18 protein-coding genes are annotated in these 19029 nt (G+C 44.2%); 10 read left to right on the forward strand and 8 right to left on the reverse strand.

Annotated elements, in window-relative coordinates; all coding sequences use genetic code 11:
* The first annotated feature begins 2 nt into the window (after positions 1–2).
* On the forward strand, positions 3–1220 hold the full coding sequence (nqrF, locus tag KO533_RS12840) for an NADH:ubiquinone reductase (Na(+)-transporting) subunit F (protein WP_219254501.1): 1218 nt from the start codon (positions 3–5) through the stop codon (positions 1218–1220).
* Between the two features lie 103 nt (positions 1221–1323).
* On the opposite strand, the gene KO533_RS12845 is transcribed toward nqrF, so the two are convergent.
* Complete coding sequence (locus tag KO533_RS12845) at positions 1324–1641, reverse strand: ankyrin repeat domain-containing protein (RefSeq protein ID WP_251073434.1); 318 nt, start codon at positions 1639–1641, stop codon at positions 1324–1326.
* 167 nt (positions 1642–1808) lie between these two features.
* On the opposite strand from KO533_RS12845, the gene KO533_RS12850 reads away from it, so the two are divergent.
* Positions 1809–2126, forward strand: coding sequence for a hypothetical protein (locus KO533_RS12850; protein ID WP_212599749.1), 318 nt, complete (start codon positions 1809–1811; stop codon positions 2124–2126).
* Positions 2127–2378: 252 nt separating this feature from the next.
* The gene (locus KO533_RS12855) at positions 2379–3575 is read left to right on the forward strand and encodes a serine hydrolase domain-containing protein (protein WP_219254505.1); all 1197 of its coding nucleotides are present in this window, start codon (positions 2379–2381) and stop codon (positions 3573–3575) included.
* Between the two features lie 148 nt (positions 3576–3723).
* Here the strand turns inward: KO533_RS12855 and KO533_RS12860 are convergent, their stop codons facing one another.
* The 4 genes from KO533_RS12860 to yjjX form a co-directional block, all read right to left on the reverse strand.
* On the reverse strand, positions 3724–4143 hold the full coding sequence (locus KO533_RS12860) for a hypothetical protein (protein ID WP_219254506.1): 420 nt from the start codon (positions 4141–4143) through the stop codon (positions 3724–3726).
* Between the two features lie 161 nt (positions 4144–4304).
* Positions 4305–6767, reverse strand: coding sequence for an ankyrin repeat domain-containing protein (locus KO533_RS12865; RefSeq protein ID WP_219254508.1), 2463 nt, complete (start codon positions 6765–6767; stop codon positions 4305–4307).
* 241 nt (positions 6768–7008) lie between these two features.
* Complete coding sequence (locus KO533_RS12870; protein ID WP_219254510.1) at positions 7009–8058, reverse strand: bifunctional helix-turn-helix transcriptional regulator/GNAT family N-acetyltransferase; 1050 nt, start codon at positions 8056–8058, stop codon at positions 7009–7011.
* Positions 8059–8062: 4 nt separating this feature from the next.
* On the reverse strand, positions 8063–8623 hold the full coding sequence (yjjX, locus tag KO533_RS12875; RefSeq protein ID WP_219254512.1) for an inosine/xanthosine triphosphatase: 561 nt from the start codon (positions 8621–8623) through the stop codon (positions 8063–8065).
* 258 nt (positions 8624–8881) lie between these two features.
* Here yjjX and KO533_RS12880 point away from each other — a divergent pair, with 258 nt between their 5' ends.
* Together KO533_RS12880 and KO533_RS12885 are read left to right on the forward strand one after the other, a co-directional pair.
* Positions 8882–11446, forward strand: a complete 2565-nt coding sequence (locus tag KO533_RS12880) for an acylase (protein WP_219254514.1) — start codon at positions 8882–8884, stop codon at positions 11444–11446.
* Positions 11447–11897: 451 nt separating this feature from the next.
* Positions 11898–13193 (forward strand): aromatic amino acid transport family protein, encoded by a 1296-nt coding sequence (locus tag KO533_RS12885; RefSeq protein ID WP_028761640.1) that lies wholly within the window; start codon positions 11898–11900, stop codon positions 13191–13193.
* A gap of 109 nt (positions 13194–13302) precedes the next feature.
* Here the strand turns inward: KO533_RS12885 and KO533_RS12890 are convergent, their stop codons facing one another.
* Positions 13303–13746: a GNAT family N-acetyltransferase gene (locus KO533_RS12890; RefSeq protein WP_105250107.1), complete on the reverse strand. Its 444-nt coding sequence runs from the start codon at positions 13744–13746 to the stop codon at positions 13303–13305.
* A gap of 213 nt (positions 13747–13959) precedes the next feature.
* Here KO533_RS12890 and KO533_RS12895 point away from each other — a divergent pair, with 213 nt between their 5' ends.
* A complete protein-coding gene (locus tag KO533_RS12895; protein ID WP_105250106.1) occupies positions 13960–14256 on the forward strand; it encodes a hypothetical protein in 297 nt (98 codons plus the stop codon).
* 209 nt (positions 14257–14465) lie between these two features.
* Positions 14466–15800 carry a dicarboxylate/amino acid:cation symporter gene (locus KO533_RS12900; protein ID WP_219254515.1) on the forward strand — a complete coding sequence of 445 codons (1335 nt, stop codon included), beginning with the start codon at positions 14466–14468 and terminating at the stop codon, positions 15798–15800.
* 73 nt (positions 15801–15873) lie between these two features.
* On the opposite strand, the gene KO533_RS12905 is transcribed toward KO533_RS12900, so the two are convergent.
* Positions 15874–16290, reverse strand: coding sequence for an META domain-containing protein (locus tag KO533_RS12905; protein WP_113939802.1), 417 nt, complete (start codon positions 16288–16290; stop codon positions 15874–15876).
* A gap of 71 nt (positions 16291–16361) precedes the next feature.
* On the opposite strand from KO533_RS12905, the gene KO533_RS12910 reads away from it, so the two are divergent.
* Entirely contained in the window at positions 16362–16592 is a 231-nt protein-coding gene (locus tag KO533_RS12910; RefSeq protein WP_219234431.1) for a hypothetical protein, read from the forward strand.
* A gap of 36 nt (positions 16593–16628) precedes the next feature.
* Here the strand turns inward: KO533_RS12910 and KO533_RS12915 are convergent, their stop codons facing one another.
* Complete coding sequence (locus tag KO533_RS12915) at positions 16629–17645, reverse strand: GGDEF domain-containing protein (RefSeq protein WP_219254517.1); 1017 nt, start codon at positions 17643–17645, stop codon at positions 16629–16631.
* A 168-nt stretch (positions 17646–17813) separates the two neighbouring features.
* Between KO533_RS12915 and KO533_RS12920 the strand changes: the two genes are divergently transcribed.
* Positions 17814–18356, forward strand: coding sequence for a GNAT family N-acetyltransferase (locus KO533_RS12920; RefSeq protein ID WP_219254519.1), 543 nt, complete (start codon positions 17814–17816; stop codon positions 18354–18356).
* A gap of 80 nt (positions 18357–18436) precedes the next feature.
* Complete coding sequence (locus KO533_RS12925) at positions 18437–18787, forward strand: hypothetical protein (protein ID WP_219254521.1); 351 nt, start codon at positions 18437–18439, stop codon at positions 18785–18787.
* Positions 18788–19029: the final 242 nt, after the last annotated feature.

Raw genomic sequence — 19029 nt, forward strand, 5'->3', positions numbered from 1 at the left:
CGATGGAAATGGCAATTGGCATAGGCATGTTCACGCTAGTGGTCTGTCTATTGGTGATAGTGATTCTAATCGCCAAAAAGAAATTAGTGGCTACGGGTGAAGTGACGATCAGCATCAACGAAGATGCCGAAAAAAGCATTCAAGTTGCCGCGGGTGACAAGTTACTCGGCGCTTTGGCGAGTCAGAGTATTTTTATTCCGTCTGCCTGTGGTGGCGGCGGAACCTGTGGTCAGTGCCGAGTGAAAATCAAATCGGGCGGCGGTGACATTCTGCCGACTGAAATGGGCCATATCACCAAGAAAGAGGCTAAAGAAGGTTGTCGTCTCGCCTGCCAAGTCTCAGTGAAAACCGATATGGAACTTGAACTCGACGAAGAAATCTTTGGGGTGAAGAAGTGGCAATGTCAGGTGATCTCTAATGATAACAAGGCGACTTTTATCAAGGAGTTATTGCTTGAGTTACCCGAAGGTGAAGATGTTCGCTTTAAAGCAGGGGGTTATATTCAAATTGAAGCGCCAGCCCATGTGGTGAAATACGCTGACTTTGATATTCCTGAAAAATACCGTGGCGATTGGGACAAATACGGCCTGTTTGACATTGTCTCTACCGTTAATGAAGAAGTGTTGCGCGCTTACTCTATGGCCAACTATCCCGATGAAAAGGGCCGCATTATGCTGAACGTGCGGATTGCGACGCCGCCATCGGCCAATGTGCCAGCGGGCAAGATGTCATCTTACATCTTCAACTTGAAAGCGGGCGATAAAGTGACCATTTCAGGGCCATTCGGTGAGTTCTTTGTGAAGGAAACCGATGCAGAAATGGTGTTTATCGGCGGCGGTGCCGGCATGGCACCAATGCGTTCACACATTTTCGATCAGCTTAAGAGTAAGAAAACCACACGTAAAATGAGCTTCTGGTACGGCGCCCGTTCAACCCGTGAAGTGTTTTACCAAGCGGATTTCGATGCCCTAGCGGCCGAGAATGACAACTTCGTTTGGCATGTGGCGTTATCTGAGCCATTGCCTGAGGATAATTGGACTGGCTACACTGGCTTTATTCATAATGTGATTTATGAGAATTATCTTAAAAATCATAAGGCACCAGAAGACTGCGAGTACTACATGTGTGGTCCTCCAATCATGAACTCTTCAGTGATTAAGATGCTTGAAAGCCTAGGAGTTGAGCCAGAAAACATCCTACTCGATGACTTTGGTGATTAGGTTGTAAGTGAGTAATAAAAAATCGCGTTAGGCCCAGCTTAACGCGATTTTTGTTTATAGGGCTTTTTATCATTTCGCATTTTGATGCTATTTAGCACCTCACCTAGCTAAAGGATTTGCCGCCGTGGCGGGTTAAATAGCTCACCATGCGCTCACTCTCAGCGGTATAGCATCCCATGCGGAACTCACCCTGCCAGTAAGCAATATCGAGCGGATGATACCCCTGCGAGTTTGGATGATTCACATTGGCCCCCGCATCCACCAATAATTTGAGCAGTTCAAAAGACTGCAACTCACAGGCATGCAAGAGTGCCGTCATCCCGCCATTGTCCACGCCTTCAAGATTAGCGCCATTGGCAATAATGCGCTTAACAGCAAGCGTATCTTTGGCTTTAACCGCATCGATGAGTTCTGTGCTCATTTGATCGCTATTTAACCTCATCCAAAGGATTTAATTTAAGTGGATTTAGCCTAGGTTTCTTTAACTTGTGGGCGAAACTCCGTAAGCTGAGTAGCATATACCTAAATGCTTATGTCTAGAGGTATAACTTATCATGGATGTAATAGTTGTGGGATTAGGAGGCTTGTTTGAAAAAGTTAGCAGTAGTATCACTTATCTGTTTCTCCCTCAGCGCATGCTCTTCACTCAATGAAGTTAAATTGGACTCTCAGTCGATATCCAGCTACATAGGTGAAAAGGTCAAAGTCACCACAATCTCTGGCGAACAAATGGAATTTCAAGTCGAAAGTGCAACGGAACAGCATATCGAGGGAGAAGGGCAACTAGTCAAAATTGAAGATATACAGACGTTGGAAGTTGAGGCGTTTAGCCCACTAAAATCGATATCACTTTCTGCAGGCTTATATATGTTAGGTGCGATAATTATTACTATTGTCGTTTTATAGCCATTTTGAATGTGTATTAGCTGCAACTTGAGATATTCAGTCTACAAACTGGGGCAGACTGCCACTTGGTTTATACTGCTCGGATTAGCTTCGTCGCCCTAGGCATCACTTTGTTGTGTCATTTTTATATGGAATATTTCCTTTATAATTCAATTGTAAAGATTAAATTGTATTATCCATAAAAAGCACTTGTGATAAGCTTGCTTTTTTCTAGCAGGCAGCATTATTTGTTAATTACGTTAAGGATAACCCATGCGTTTGAGTGTTATCAGTACCCTGTTGACTGGTTTTTTATTATTCCCAAGTGCCAATAGTTTTGGTTTGTTATTAGAAACAGGTGCTGAACAAGAGCAAATCGGGCAAGGCAGTAACTCTATTGCCGTTGAAAGCCAAACCGCATCTTCAGTATCGAAGGTGGCGGAGATTAAGACCTTAATCCAAGCCGCGATAAAGGATTCGCCGCAGCCATTTAGTGGCAGTGTTATCCTGCTTGAGGAGGGCAAGCCGCAGCTTGAACTGCAAAAGGGTGAAGGTATTAGTCAAGATTCGCGCTTTGTGATGGCATCGCTCTCTAAGCAGATTACTGCAACCTTGATATTGCAGGCGGTCGATTCGGGGAAACTCGAGGTAAACCGTTCGCTTAATCATTATCTTTTTGGTGATGCTGAAGGGAATAATAAGGCGCTAAAAGGCACTGTGGCGGGGGCAAATCTAAGTGCGGATGCACTTAATTCCAGTCGATATGACGAGCGGATTACGCTGCACCAACTGCTAACGCATACATCGGGTGTCGATAAACTGGGTAAGGCCAATCGATTCGAGCCGGGTAGCCAATTTGAATACTCCAACTTTGGTTATTCACTGCTTGGGCAAGTGCTTGAGAAGGTCAATCACCAATCCTTTGCCGAGCAAGTGGCGCAGTTTGCAACGCGATACCAGCTTAATGGCCTGAGTGCTGAGCTTGGCAGTATTGAGGCGATTCACGCCAAAGTGCCTTCACTCACCGTAGGTTTACAGGAAAGCGAGGTGATTGCCCCTGCTGACTTAGTGCTTGATGAAGCTTTGTTGCCCGCAGGGGGATTAATTGCTTCAGCGCCAGCTTATGCCGCCTTTCAGCATCTATTACATTCTGGCAAGTTGATGAGTGCAAAGAGTTATCAACGGATGACAACGGCGTATACCGAGATCCAATTCTTATGGCCGAATATGCGCTATGGCTATGGGGTGAGGATCAATAAGGACGATGGTCTCATCGAATACAGTCATACGGGCTATTTATCTGGCTATATGTCGATGACACTGCATTATCCTGAATTCAATTTGGATCTGGTGATGCTGGAAAATCTATCGCTAAATCTTAATGATCGCGCTCGAGTATTTGAACTGCATAATCAGATACGTCAAATCATTCGTAGCCAGTTACTGCTTATTAAAACATCACTTGCATAGTGATTTGAGTAAACTGACTACTGACATCAGTGCCCTTATGCTGATATTAAGCACGGTACTTCGGTACTTAAAAGATTTCTAAGATATAGTTTCTGCGGGAGATAATGGCTACTATCTCCCGCGTTAAGGGAATAAATATAGTCTTTTACTACTTAATGTCGCCATATTTAATTGAATCACGACTATCTGTTTCATATATCATTTCATATTCATAGTTCAATGAGTCTAACAAGCTAATTATATAATCTTCGGATTTAATTCTTTCGTATCCAGGAAAATCTTGGTGGAAAATGATACTCAATAACCAGCTGCATTCAGGTTTTGATGGTGCGAAAGTATTTTCATCAAGATCTACATTGGGAAATAATTTAATGAATGTGCCTGTCTCTTTATTTAGATTCCAATAGTAATGTTTTATCCTGAATGGTAAAAAACTCTCAAGCATAGTAGGGTTCTTAGCTATAGATGTTTTTCTATCTATTAATGCTAGAAATTCTTTGAGTTTATTATGAATTGTTTTTTCATCTTTACTTGTTGATTTTATACCAAATAGTACTTGATGTTTCATATGGTTGAATCTCCTCATTGAATATATTTTATCGGCACTGGTGTCTTTTAAAGAGCCATTTTCTTTAGTTAAGGGTGTAAGTTTGTTAGCTAACAGAGAATTTAAACTCTATTTTAATGATTAACGCCCCTAAAAAAGAGACGTTAATCTGTGACTTACAGTTACCAAAAGCGCTTTCTAAGTGCGGTCTCGATATCAATCTCAACCCTAAAGTACTGCAAAATCGTCCAAACTGAATCGACTAAGGCTTCGGTAAGCGCTGGATAATCATCCTCGATAATTCCGTTAATTTCTTCGACGGTTTCATCGATATATTCTTGAACACCTTCCTCAAATTCGGCCTTTGTCGCTTGATTGCGGAAAAAGCTAAAGTTGTCGAGCTTTTCTATCAATTGATCAATAAGGACTCTCACCGAATTGAGTTGCTCAACTGTGATCGTCGGATCGGTGGCGATCAGTTTAAAAAAGCTCTGCACTTTGGTTTTGAGATCGAATAGCGTTGGGATTTGATCTCGATTTGCCGCCGCATTACTCACCTCTAATTTGGTTTGCTTGACGGGGGCAGGTGTCATATTCACCTCAGATGCTTGCGGATTGGCCGTCATAGGATCGGCATTGCTCGAAGCTGTTGCTGGTATTGCGCGATTGTGGGCTATGGTTGTGGGGGCTGGCGGTATCTCGCGCCCCAGTGTTTGTTGCAGGCGGCGCTGGAAATAGCTTTGCGGCAGGGCTTTGCTGAGTGCTTGCTCAAGCTGAGTTTCACTGTAGGAGGCTATTTGCAGCAGCGCTTCGAAAATCTCTTTATATTCATGCTCAATAGCCGCTATTAGCGGGCTATTGCCGAAGCTATTGGTCACGGTTAAGTCGGCGCCATATTGCTGCAAAAGTCTTAAGATCCGCACCGCCGTTGATTCAAAGCGGGGGAACTCGATTGAACTGCCACCTATCACAGCGCAAAGGGCAGGAGTGGTGTCTTCGGCATTGATGGCATTGGGGTTGGCGCCATGTTCGAGTAGCGCCTCTACGCAGGACTGTGCGCCGTAGTAACTGGCGCACATTAATGGCGTAAATTGCTCATCCACCGAGAATTCTTCTAACTTTGCTCCATGGCGCAGTAAGAGTTCTACGGTTTTTCGCCGCATAGGGCCGGTAATTTCATCCCACCAGTAGGTCGAAATCGCCTTGTGTAGAATGGGCGAGTTATCGTGACCGCAATGGGTAAAAATATCCCCGCCTTGGTGAATGAGCCATTCAAGTAGTTGGCTTCGACAGGAGATGGCCGCCGCGGACACATAGTTAGTGTTGTAGATATTGGTGAGGCTTAAATCTAGCCCCTTGGTGAGCAGATATTCCATCACTTGGATAAGCGTTGCTTGATCTTCTTTCCCTGAACCACGCTGGCAGATAGTGAGTAAGGTTGGTTCATCCACCGCCCCAAATTTTTTATTGATATCCATACCATATTGCAGGAACAGATCGAAAAACTCGGGCAGAAAGGTTTTCTTTTCGACCATTGGATAAACCAATAGTCGTAAATTCGACCAGACTAACATCTCATAGGGTTTACCCGTATTCACAAATTCGGCATTTGGATTAGCGTCATATTTGAGCAACAGTTCAATGGCTTGGTAGATGTAGCTCCGTTTATTCGGATCGGTAAATTGGGCATTATTAATATATTGGTTGAGCAAGGGTGAATGGTCGGCATCAGGCGGTGTCATCCTATAGATGCGATTGATATCGACGGTGGCCTTAATCAGTTTTTTGATAATCCTAAGGTCAAATTCTGAGGTCAATGCCGCATAGACCAAACTTTTGGCGTGAGAATCGGCTTTGAGCTGCGGATAATGGTCTAACAGGTATTCAGTGTAGTTTTGCGCTTTGGCGTAAACGCATAGTTCGAGTAAATTGGCATCATCCCAGAAGCTGCTATCGTTGGCCATAATATAGCGTGACTTTTTAAATGCAGGGAAGCGTTTAACTAGGGGAGAAAATGTTTCTACTCCCCAAAATTCGCTCGAAGAAATAATGTTTTCAATTAGGCTTAATTTGCCAATGTCTAATGGGATATCTTTATTAATGATATGCAGGAACAGATCTTTATTGCGTTCATCATATAATATTTCTAGTGGGTGATTTAATTCACCATTGGTCCAAAAACTCACCGGTTTATTGATATCTAAGTTAGCTGCAAGTAGAAGATCGATCATGTCTCTACGTTGATGGTCTTGATAGATATATTGCGGATTAGGATGAAATAGATAGTTGAGCCAGCAATTATTATATTGATTTTGAAAGTAAAGATTGGCACTAGAGTCTAGGTATAGGGTAACGAGTTCTGAGTTGTTATATTCAATAGCCGAATGCAAGGCACTGAAACCATTACATTCGATTTTAGCGCCTTTGCTGAGCAAGTATTTTATAAGCACTAAATCGGACTGAGGACTGCAAGATAGTGGAACTAATATATTGCAGGGCGAAACATTGAGATCAATAAAGTTGAGATCTCCACTATCGGCAAGAAATTGATCAACTTTATTTATTTTAGCCGAGGTCGAAAGCGTGTTATCTAGGCATATTTCCCGAAGTGTGAGTTTCTTATTACTAAAAATCCAACTGAGCATAATGTTCCCTATTTAATGCCGTTAACAAAATGGTATCAAACACCTTTCAATTTATTAAAAATTGAGTGAGGTAAAATTGCCATATTTTAATGCATTTAAGTTAAGAAAAACTATGCCCTAAGACTGATAATTAAAATGATCCTGTTTGAATAACATTTTTTGATACAAATTGATAATGCCAAACAAGTTGCATGATGACATGTTTGGCATTGTTACTTTGATTGGAATTCTGCTTCATATCCTATTGATTAAGATCTCGCTGCATCGGCATTTCGCAGGCGTCGTGGCCTGTGTTCCCTAGGGGAGCTGACAGATGTACAAAGCCTAATTTCTCATAGAGTTTTACGGCTTCATTTAGTACAGCGGTGGTTTCTAAATAGCAGCTTTGATAACCCGTTTCGCGGGCGAAATCGAGTGCCATTAACGCTACGCGTTTTGCGAGTCCTTTGCCGCGGATTTCTGGCATAAAGTACATTTTTTGCAGTTCGCAGACGCCATCATTGTTAGCTAAAGGCGCAATACCGGCGCCGCCTAAAATGCGGCCCTCTAATTCAATAATCCAATAGTTGGCGCCCGCTTGGGAGTAGATCTGGCTTAGGCAATCTAAGGTCGGGTCCGCCACGCTATAGCCTTTATCCGCGGTTAAGCCGTATTCGGCCGAAACATCGCGGATGACTTTGGCAATTGCGGCATCATCTTGGGCTGTGGCTTGGCGAATGTGACAACTACTTTGCTGCTTGGCGTTATGTACGGCTTGGTTATATAACACGAGGGCCTCTTCGATTTGTGAAGTTTGCAATGGAGTCAGTTGGGCTAAGATCCCTTGGAATAATTGATTCTGCTGAGTATCCAATTTAACGAGTAATTTCTTACCCGCAGGTGTCAGTTGCACAACTAAGCAGCGACTGTCCCGTGGGTGCACCTGACTCTGGGCAAGATGTTTATCGATCAAATGCTTGATAGCGCGGCTCGCATTGGACTTATCTATGCTAAGTTTGCAGGCAAGCTCTTTGATGGTCAGGGGCTGCTTGCCTATCTCAAACAGAGCATGAGCTTGCACGGGCGAAAGGGGTAAATCCCCAAAGGCGGCGTTGAGCATGCCTAAATTTCTCACCAGATAGCGAGACAAATGCCTGAGTTGGGCGGATGAGCCTGACTCAGTCGTTTGCTTAGTTTGAGTCACAGGCTTCGCGGGATCTTGAGCCAATGGTGCGTCTGTTTGAGCCATAGTCGAATAGGTTTGGTTGCATGTCACAACTAAGTTAGCGGGCTTTAATTCCTCTTGCAACATATTACTAACAATCTACTGTGTAAATATCAGGATTCAATAATGGCGCCATGGCGAGAATAATCGCCTGGGTGTAATTACTTTCACGGGTCGCATGGCCGTGTGTCAGTAAACCTATAGCACCGCCTTTTTGCTTAATATTGATTGTATTGAACAATCTATCCATGACATCCCCGAGTTCTTCCCCCGCTTCTAATGCCCGATAAACTTGCATTGGTAAAGGTAAAATCGCACTGCGGCCAATGGCAAGCTGGTCTTTATGGCCAATAGCGATATAGGCGAATGTGGCAGGACCAAAGTCAAAACAATCGACACCGCCTTCCATCGCAAAATAGTAGTCGGCTTTAGTCTCTTGCGGGTCCTGCTGTTGACAATAGCGCACCCGATTGATCGCCCCTTGGCGAGTGTTGAGATCTGTCATTGGCTGCGCCGCAACACCAGAAGGGGCATCCATACTGCTGGCTTCTATGATGCTCTCAGGGAACAGCTGTGCCATGGCGTTAGTTGCCGCGTTGATTTTTACTGGGTTTTTAGAACCCACTTTTATCTTAATAATGTTTTGTTGCATATAAGTTATTTATTTTGGATTTTAATGTGGACGCTCGTTTGAATCATTGCTTAAATGGTCTGAGGTGTCTAAGCGTTTGGGTTTTCTATTCTGCCACAGTCGTCGGCGAAGCTCAGTAAAAAAGCCAACAGTAGGGGAGGCAATAGCCAGCCTTAGGGACTAGGAAGCGACATGCAACTATTGCTCCTTCAGTAATTTGGGCTGGAATAGGCAGTAAGGCTATGTCATTGAAGGAACCAAAACCAAGAGATAATAATAATGAAATTCAACAAACTCGTGATTGCTATGGGAATGGCCTGCGGTGTAATACTGACCGGCTGTAACGATAGCGAAGATAGCACTACGCCTACCGAACCTGAAACTCAACTGCAAACTTTTGCCCCCAATGGTTTACTCAAAGCCAGTATTCGCCGTACGACCTATGGCGTGCCGCATATCCAAGCTGACAACTTAGAAAGTTTAGGTTTTGGCAGCGGTTATGCGCAGGCACAGGACAACTTATGTGTATTAGCCGATGGTTTTATCAAGGCGAACTCACAGCGTTCTATGTACTTTGGTCCCCATGCGTCGATTGACTTCACTACGGGTCAACCTACGGCGGAAGATAACGGTAACCTTATCTCAGATTTTGCCTATAAAGCGCTAAAGATCAGAGCGCAAGCCGAAGAAAAATGGCCGAAATTTAGTGAAAACTCTCGGGCACTTATCCAAGGTTTTACCTCTGGTTATAACCAATATCTTGCTGATGTCGAAGCAGGCACACAAACGGCAGAACCTTTCTGTGGCGGTCAGCCTTGGGTGAAACCCATAGTGCCAGAAGATGTGGTGACTTATTTGTTTTCTATCGCCTTATTACCGGGCGCAGCTAACTTTCTCGATCTGATTTTTTACGCTAACCCAGGAGATGCACAGGAATACATGCCGCGTATCGTTGGGCCTGCGCCTAGCCAAGACCAAACTGCGTTTGTGGCCGATATGCAGTCTAAGTTGATTGCCCGCGCGGCTCGTATCACGACACCAGAGACCAATCCCCGCGATTTAGGTTCAAATGGTTGGGGTTTAGGCAAGGATAAAACCGAAAATGGTAAGGGCATGGTGCTAGGTAATCCGCATTTCCCGCATACGGGTAACCTGCGTTTTTGGCAATCCCATATTACGATCCCAGGGCATTTAGATATGATGGGCGGCTCGTTAGTGGGTATGCCAGGACCGATTAATATTGGTTTCAATAAAGATCTCGCTTGGACTCATACCTTCTCTACTGCTGAGCATTTTGTGATGTATAACCTTGAGTTAGTCTCTGGTGATCGGATGCAGTATTTGTTTGATGGTAAACCTATGCCTATCACCAAAGAGACAGTATCGGTTCTAGTGAATGCAGGTCCTGCGGGCATGCTGATCGCCGAGAAAGATATTTATACTACGGCCAAAGGCCCTATGGTCGAAGCTCCTCCCGCTTTAGCGCCTTTCGGTTGGGATGATGGCAGTGCCTTTATGATCCAAGATGCCAATATGGGGACTATGGACCCTGTTGACCATTGGTTAGCCATGAACATGGCGACGAACAAAGAAGAGTTCCAACAGGCATTTAAGGACTACGATGGTGTCATCTTCAATAACACTATGTACGCAGATAAAGAGGGCAATGCTTTCTATATCGACGACTCAACTGTGCCAGGATTATCCGAATCGGCAGTCGTGTTGTTAAAAACCTCACCGGATATTAAAGCGGCTAAGGCAAAAGCCGGATTTACGATTTTACCCGGTAACACTTCACTGTTTAGCTTCGATGCTCCTACGCCCTATGAGCGTGCGCCCAAGCTTGAGCGCAGCGACTTTGTGCAAAACTCCAATGACTCCTTTTGGTCGACCAACTTGAATGAACCGCTGACTTACTTCTCGCCTATGTACGGCGCAGAGGCCGGACAGCTATCACTACGTACACGGATGGGCTTGAGTTTAATGCAGGATGCCGCGGGGGCTGATGGCAAGTTCAGCTTGGAAGAACTCGAAGCGGCTGTGCTGTCGAATCGCAGTTATCTCGCCGAGTTAGTGCTGCCTGACTTGATTGCCCAGTGTGATGCCCAAGGCAGTACACCTGTGGTTGTGTCGGCGAGTTTATCTAAGGATATCTCTTCGGCTTGTGCGGCATTAAAGGCGTGGAACGGTAAGCAAGATAACGACAGTAAAGGTGGTGCTTTACTACGTGAATTTGCCCATCTATTCAGCCAAACAACTATGTTGACTCAAGGATTCGATCCCGCTAATGCGGCAACGACACCTAAAACCTTGACTACGGATGGCAGTGCCTTAAAGGCCTTGGCTCACAGTGCGCTTAACCTTGAGGCCGCAGGCTTTGCCTTAGATGCGCCATTAGGGGATGTGCAATTTGTGGAGAAATCTCTGCCAGATGGAACGCCAAGTGGGTCGCGTTTACCTTGGCCGGGTAGTCATAATGCTGAAGGTGGATTCAACGTGTTTTCAACCAGTTTGTCGGGTGATGACACTTTGATCCCGCAGCACAAATACGCTGCTGTGATGGATGTAGTCACAGGCAAGGCGATGAGTTCTGGCTTAACGGCGAAAGGATACCAAGTGCGTTATGGTTCAAGTTGGATGATGGCGGTGAACTTTACCGATGAGGGGCCTGTGGCGCGGGGAATTTTAACTTACTCTGAGTCGAGTAATATCTTAACGCCTGCGTTTGCTGATCAAAGTATCTTGTACTCGAGTGCTAAAAGCTTCCGTCCTTTGTTGTTCAAAGAGGCTGACATAGCCCCTGCTGTAGTGTCGACGACTGAGCTGACACTACAAAAACCATAAGTCAGATTTTGCGCTTTAATCGTTAGCGGCTCACTTCGGAGTTGAATCCGGATGAGCCGTTTTTTATGCGTGTTTGCGACTGATAGCGATTTGTAAAAATTTAACATTAACGACTGTGATCTCGATCTACCTTAGGTGCGAGCATGCGGCGACTAGTCTCGTTTTGTTGATTTTTGTGACGCATGCCCGGTTAGCTGTTTTTCTCGGCGCTTATGCAATGTCACTGGATTTCGCTTGAGGTGAATACCTTGTGTTTTTAAGTGGCTTTTTATGTATATGTTTTGATGCTGTATTGAAAACTTATTACATTAAATCAGCGATCTAGATCTCAATATCAGTTTATTATGAAATTCCCTTACATAAAGCCGTGTCAGATCAACTTTTATGGGCTTTTTTTGGTTATCCTTAGCGCGAATTTATTATGCTAGTCACACCGTAAGGTAACTTTTATATGCAAAAAGATGCGACCAGTGTTCTTGGAACACCTCAAAGCACACAGAATCTAGATTCAACGAAACACTTACCTTGGACTCGCCAAGACACGACTTGGATGTTGAGTTTGTTCGGCACTGCCGTTGGCGCTGGAATTTTATTTTTACCTATCAATGCGGGCATGGGCGGCTTTTGGCCTCTTGTGTTAATGGCAGTGATCATTGGTCCTATGACCTATCTTGCCCACCGTGGTTTATCTCGTTTTGTTTGTTCATCAAGCATTCCTGGTAGCGACATTACTCAAGTAGTTGAAGAGCATTTTGGTGTTGGCGCGGGTAAAGCCATTACCGTACTGTATTTCTTTGCTATCTACCCGATTGTATTAATTTACGGTGTGGGTATTACCAACACTGTTGATAGCTTTATCGTCAATCAGTTAGGCATGGCATCGCCACCACGCTTCATTCTATCGGGTGTATTGATCCTCGGTATGATGGCTGTAATGGTCGCAGGTGAGAAATTCATGCTCAAAGTGACACAATTGCTGGTGTATCCGCTGGTGGGTATTTTGGCCTTTATGTCTATCTACCTGATCCCTGAATGGAAAATGGATGCTTTACTCGTTGTACCAGAAGCGGGTGCATTTTTAGGCACAGTTTGGTTAACGATTCCAGTTTTAGTGTTTGCCTTTAACCATTCTCCAGCGATTTCACAGTTTTCTGTGTCATTGAAACGTGACCATGGCGCGAATGCTTCTCGCAAAGCTGATGTTATTTTACGTAATACTTCCATGATGTTAGTGGGCTTTGTGATGTTGTTTGTGTTCTCTTGTGTGTTGTCATTATCGCCAGCACAATTGGCCGAAGCGAAAGCTCAGAATCTACCGATTTTGTCTTATCTTGCCAACGTGCATTCAAGTGGTTTTGTGAGCTACTTTGGTCCATTAATCGCCTTTATCGCGATTGTGTCTTCTTTCTTTGGCCATTACATGGGCGCGACAGAAGGCATGAAGGGGATTATTGTTAAGCAGTTAGACACGAATAAAAAAGGCATTTCAGAGCAAAAAATCAACAAATTTATTCTGGTGTTTATGTTTGTGACGATTTGGGCCGTGGCAATCAAAAACCCAAGTATTTTGAATATGATTGAAGCTTTAGGTGGCCCAATTATCGCGGCTATCCTGTACTTGATGCCTATGTATGCTGTGTATAAAGTGCCAGCATTAAAAGCGCACCGTGGTCGCATCAGCAATATCTTCGTGGTTATAGCGGGTTTATTGGCAATGACGGCTATTCTGTTTGGCTTCTTTCGTTAAGTTTTAATCTTAGTAGGAACGCGGTTTGAATGTGAATCGTGAGTCGTAAAAAGAAAAGGATCGTGCCATTGGCCCGATCCTTTTTTATTACGTATAACATTTGAATCGCTTATTTTTCTTCGTACATTAAGTAGTAACTCTGCTTCATCCCTAACGCTTGATAGGTCTGCTGTGCGGCGAGATTTTCTTGCTCGACATATAAACGGAAGCTGGCGGCACCACCATTGGCTTCGGCCAGTTGTTTGACTTCGCTGTAGAGTTTGGCATAGATGCCTTGGCGACGATTTTTCGGGCGAATATACACACTCTGGATCCAGTAATAATCCTTCGCACGCCAATCGCTCCATTCAAATGTCACCATGAGCGAGCCGACTAGCTCACCTGCGATTTCAGCGACCAGGTAAAACCCTTTTTGCGGGCTCTCAAGTAGCGTGCCCACACCTCGAGTCAGTGTCGCTTCATCTAAGGCTAGGCCTTCGGTTTCTTGGGCCATGGCCTGATTAAACTGCACTAAGGCGATTAGGTCTTGAGCCTTAGCTTTACGAATCAACATACTACAACTCCTAGGCGGTTATTTGGCAATACCGCTCTTGTTTAGTAAACAACATTTTGTGATTCACTTTATCATGGAACGACGAGGGATAACGAGTTTGGCAGTGGCAGGTTAGGCACTGATATTATTTATTGTCGTGGATATTTGTACGACTAAAGTCTTATCTGCTAGGCTTATCTTTAGTGTCCTTTCGCTGAACTAAGTGAGTTAATGATGGGATTTATTAAGTCTACTCGCCGCTATAAACTTAAAATTTTACCCGTCTATGATATTGCTGCTGATGAACAGATAAATCATCTTCTGCATTTTATTTTAACGCTGTTGAGCTTCGGTTTATGGGGTTTAGTTTGGTGGTGGTTGGTCTTAAAAGCTAACGGTAAGTCCGACTTTATTTTCAGTGGTTTTGATGACGATTATTGGAGTTATTTGATTGAGCGTGAGCAACCGCCTGCGTCGCTTTATCGTCAGCAAATAGCACCAAAAAAAGTCACAGAATATTTTGATGCTTAAGCAGGAAAACTAACATCTAAGCGGCCAATTTAACAAACTTGGTTTAGTTAATATTGCTGATTTTAAGGCGGTTTAGCTCAACGTGACCCAGATCATCCCTCGATTAAAACCCCTCTGCTAGACTCGGCGATTGCCCCATTTAGACTGAGAAACTAGCGCGCTAGTTTTGGTCTTTGCCCCATCATAGTTTCGAATTCAAGGTTATCAATATGACAAAACAAAAGTCGTCAGCATTAGGCCGTGTTTGGTCTCGCTGGATGTCAGTGCCGCTGTGGCTGCAAATTGTTATCGGTATGGTGCTAGGTATTTTAGTGGGCATCATCTTCGGCGAGCAAGCGACTCACTTAAAGCCGATAGGCACCTTGTTTGTTAATTCCATTAAGATGCTGATTGTGCCATTGGTGTTTTGCTCACTGATTGTGGGCGTCACTTCGATGCAAGATACGAACAAGATGGGGCGTATTGGTTTTAAATCTTTTGCGTTTTATCTCTTTACCACGGCTATTGCGATCACTATCGGTTTAATTGTCGGTTATGTTCTTCAACCCGGTGCTGGTTTAGGTTTGTCATTGGTAGAAGGCGCGACTCAAACTGCCAAAGAAATACCTTCTTTAGTCGATACTTTGATCGACATAGTGCCGACGAACCCTATTGCGGCTTTAGCAAGCGGGCAAATTTTGCAAGTTATAGTATTTGCGATTGTTTTAGGTATCGCCTTAGTGCTGATTGGCGAGCATGGAAAACCTGCAATTAAAGTGTTCGAAAGTTTAGCTGAGGCCATGTATAAAATGGCCGACATGGTGATGAAGCTCGCACCCTACGGTGTATTTGGGCTAATGGCTTGGGTAGCGGGGGAGTATGGGATTGATATGCTCTGGCCACTGATCAAAGTCATTATTGCTGTGTACCTTGGCTGTATTATTCATGTGATTGGATTCTATAGTTTTTTACTGCGCGGATTTGCGAAGTTAAGCCCGCTGCAGTTTTTTAAAGGGATTAGCAATGCCATGTTAGTGGCGTTTACCACATCGAGCTCTGCGGGCACGCTCCCTGTGAGTATGAAGTGTGCGAGTGAAAATTTGGGGGTTCATAAGAAGATCTCTAGCTTCGTATTACCGCTAGGCACCACAATCAATATGGATGGCACAGCATTATACCAAGGGGTCACAGTGCTGTTTGTGGCACAGGCGTTTGGTATCGACCTGACTGTCGTCGATTATCTCACCATTATTTTAACGGCGACGTTGGCCTCTATTGGTACTGCGGGTGTGCCCGGTGCGGGTTTAGTGATGTTGACTTTAGTACTCACAACCGTAGGGCTTCCCTTAGAAGGGGTGGCATTGATTGCGGGAATTGACCGTATTTTAGATATGGTGCGTACTGTGGTAAACGTCTCCGGTGACTTAGTGGCGACGACTGTCATTGCAAAGTCTGAAGATGAGTTGGATATGGCGCATTATAATGCCGACACAGATCAAAGCGCCGTAATCGCCGAACAGAATATCGCCCTCGAAATTGCAGCGGCTAAGAGTGTCAAAGCATAGGGAGCTTTTATTGCTGGTTCGTTAACTAAAAAAACCGCCATTGGCGGTTTTTTTATGCTGACAAGTTTTATGGTTACTTCATTTGGCTTAACACTAACACTGGCTTGTCGTCGCTGTTAAGTAAGGTAAGTCGGCCTTGCACTAATTTTGCTTTGGTAACTAATGGCATAGCTTGCATCACTTTGTGCTCTTGCTGCATTAGGGCATCCACACAGGCTTTCATTGTGCTACCGGCAGGAGATAGCTTAAGCTCTTCGCCTTGCTGAGTATATTGACCGAAAAAGTTATTGCAGCTGTTGTTGCCATGTAATTTACCTTCGGCCTCAAAGGTGATTTGCGCTGGGCTGTAATCGATAGTCGGTTGGCCTTGAACCATTTCAATGTGCCAGCGGCCTTCTAATGGAATGGTATCATTTGGGGCTATATCGGCACTTTGGCAGGCTGTGATGCCTAAGAGTAATGCACCTAAGATGAATGTTTGTTTTAACATCGTTGCGGTTCCTTTTTCCATGATTATGGCCATAGTGTGACAAGTTTTTCGTAAGATCTAAAGGGGTTTATATGACAGGCTCATTTAAAAGTACTCTGAATTTGTTGAAGTTTTTACATTGGTTAGGTGTATTGATGCTAGTTTGTGGACTTGGGTTTTATATGTTGACGCAATGGAGTCTAGAGATAAGCGGCATGTTATTGATCTCAAGTCTGATTGGTTTAGGATTAGTCTTAATGTCGCCCTATCCTGTGGTGCTGTTTATCCAATGGGCGAAGCACCAAGATGAGCATTCCAAGTAATTTTGTACTGCCTAATTAAGCCTAAATTTCATTAAATCAAAGCTCTGTCGAATCTGCGGCGGGATTATCGTACAAGCTTGAGTCAATGGCGGGTTCTACTGGCGTGTCTGCGGCTTGGGGTACAGGTGGGCGCATTGAATCAAGTTTACCCCGTGCGAGTTCCATCATAGGTGCAAGTTTGGCGCTGGATTCTGGAGTGAAGAAACTGTAACTCGCATCGAGTTTAAGCTGGTGGTTTTGCTGTTCTAACTGTTTTTCTACCCGCTTCATAATATGTTGAATATCTCGTTCACCATCCACAAAGGCCAGTACCACAAATTGATTGGTGTTGTAGTGGGCGGCAACGTCGGCGGTCCGTATCGTATCTTGGATCAACTTGCCTAACAGCCTGTGGTGATTATCTTCGAGGGGGATGGGCGTGTTATCCGGACTCAGTAATTCAAAGAAGATGATGCCTGCATGGGCACCAAAGCGGCGGCCTAAATTGAGCTGTCTTGGCGCCATCATCAAAAAACCGTAATGATTGAGCATGCCGGTTTCTTGGTCGCGCATCGAAAGGGATTCAATTCTATGGTTCTGACACAGCAGAGATAATTCCTGTTGCAGCAATATCTGAAATGGTTCGAGCATAGCAGCATTGACTAGTGGCTCTGTTATATGCGGGTTGAGTACACACAGGGCACCAAATTGGCTACCATCCGGCCAAGCGATAGGACGTGAGAGAATATGCTGAATACCATCAAAATCCCTTGGTAAATCCTCTAACATAAAGCTGCCGAGGTTTTGATATAAACCGTCAGGTTGGCTGTTTTGTATCTGTTTGAAGAGTTCGAGTTCTGGTGGATATAAAGTGCCTGCGGTAAATTGCGGTGTTTCAGTGATTGAACTGACGATGATCTCAAACCCTGCACTGATTTTTTGGAATATGAAAACCGTGTTGGCGTTGTAATAGCTGTTGATTAGCTCACATTGGTGCATCCAGCGTGTGAGATTGACTTGTTGATTATCGGTATCAAGTAAACTCAAGTTGGGATTAATGGTTTCTGGCAACATACAAATGCCTAAATATGGCTAAATATCCATTAAGTTTGGGAAATAAAAGGATATTTAGCAAATCAAAGCCCTAAATATTGCCTTGTTCTTGCTGTGCCTATTAACCCAACCGAGTATACTGGCGGGCTGAAATTGGGCCAAAAGCCGAAATAATGCTGTGAGAATACTGTGAAAATTAGACTAGCCTTACCTCAAGATGTTGATTTATTAGCGATGCTAGAGAAAAAATATCTTAATGATGAATTAGCTTCTGCCAGTATGGGGTTACAAGGACAAGCTTTTTCCCACGGTGAACTGAGCGAATTAGTGCAGCACCATTGGGTCGTGGTGGCGCAGGTTGAGCAGCAGATCGTCGGTTATGTGATTGCAGGCCGTTGGGGATTTTTCGAACATTGGCCCATTTACCGCACTTTGTTGAATCGTTTAGGGCAACTCGATTGGGATGGACCTAAATTAACTAAGGCCAACTCTTGCCAATACGGGCCGATATGGGTGCAGCAAGCCTACCGTGGGCAAGGGATTTTCGAGGCATTAGTCCATGAAGTTCGTCGCCAAGTTGCTCCGCATTTTAGCTATATGCTGACCTTTATTGCTGAAGATAATGAACGTTCCTTTGCCGCTCACTCGGGTAAAGCGCACATGCAGGTTGTGGACTTTTTCACCGTTTCAGCAAGGGATTATTATTTAATGGCGGCAAAGACCCAAGCTTAGTTGTTCGATGATAGAAATTAAGGATTCAATCTCTACTGAGTAAATAACCCGAGTTCAGGTTAAATAACGGAGATAAATACATGAATGTACAATTTGTTGAGTCACTATTAACGGCCTATGCCGAAGTGAATTTATCGGCTTGGGACAACTTGAGATTGGTCCTATCTGAGTGCGCTCACCATGAATGTGAGGCGAGGGGATTTGAAGTCGAGTTTTTATCTGACTTAGGTGCATTGCAACATTATTGGGTACAAGTTGGAGATATTTGGCTCGATTGTGGTCGAACCAATGCCTATTCTGCGACGATAACGCAACTGAGCGATGCGCAAGTCAGCCGCGCGAATACAAAAAAGGCGCTGGAGTGCGCCATTTTATCCCAAGAGCAGATTGGTCTACTGTGCATGCAAAATGCCCATTTCGATCATTGCTAAATTCATACTTGACCTTCAGGTCGCCACTAAAGGTGAACAGGTTTTCAGCAGCTTGTCTTGGATTGCTACTTTTAACATTCCCCCCAAAGAAGTCTGTGGTAAGTCTATGTTTGCTGACGACATAATTAAACTACATAGAATCACTGCCAATTAACTCAATATAAAATTGAAGTGAGATTGTACTAAAATAAGGTTTAGTATTTACAATTTTTAATATAAAAGCCTAGTTAACACTAGGCACA

The organism is Shewanella sp. NKUCC05_KAH (genome assembly GCF_019345585.1).
Classification (GTDB): domain Bacteria; phylum Pseudomonadota; class Gammaproteobacteria; order Enterobacterales; family Shewanellaceae; genus Shewanella; species Shewanella oncorhynchi.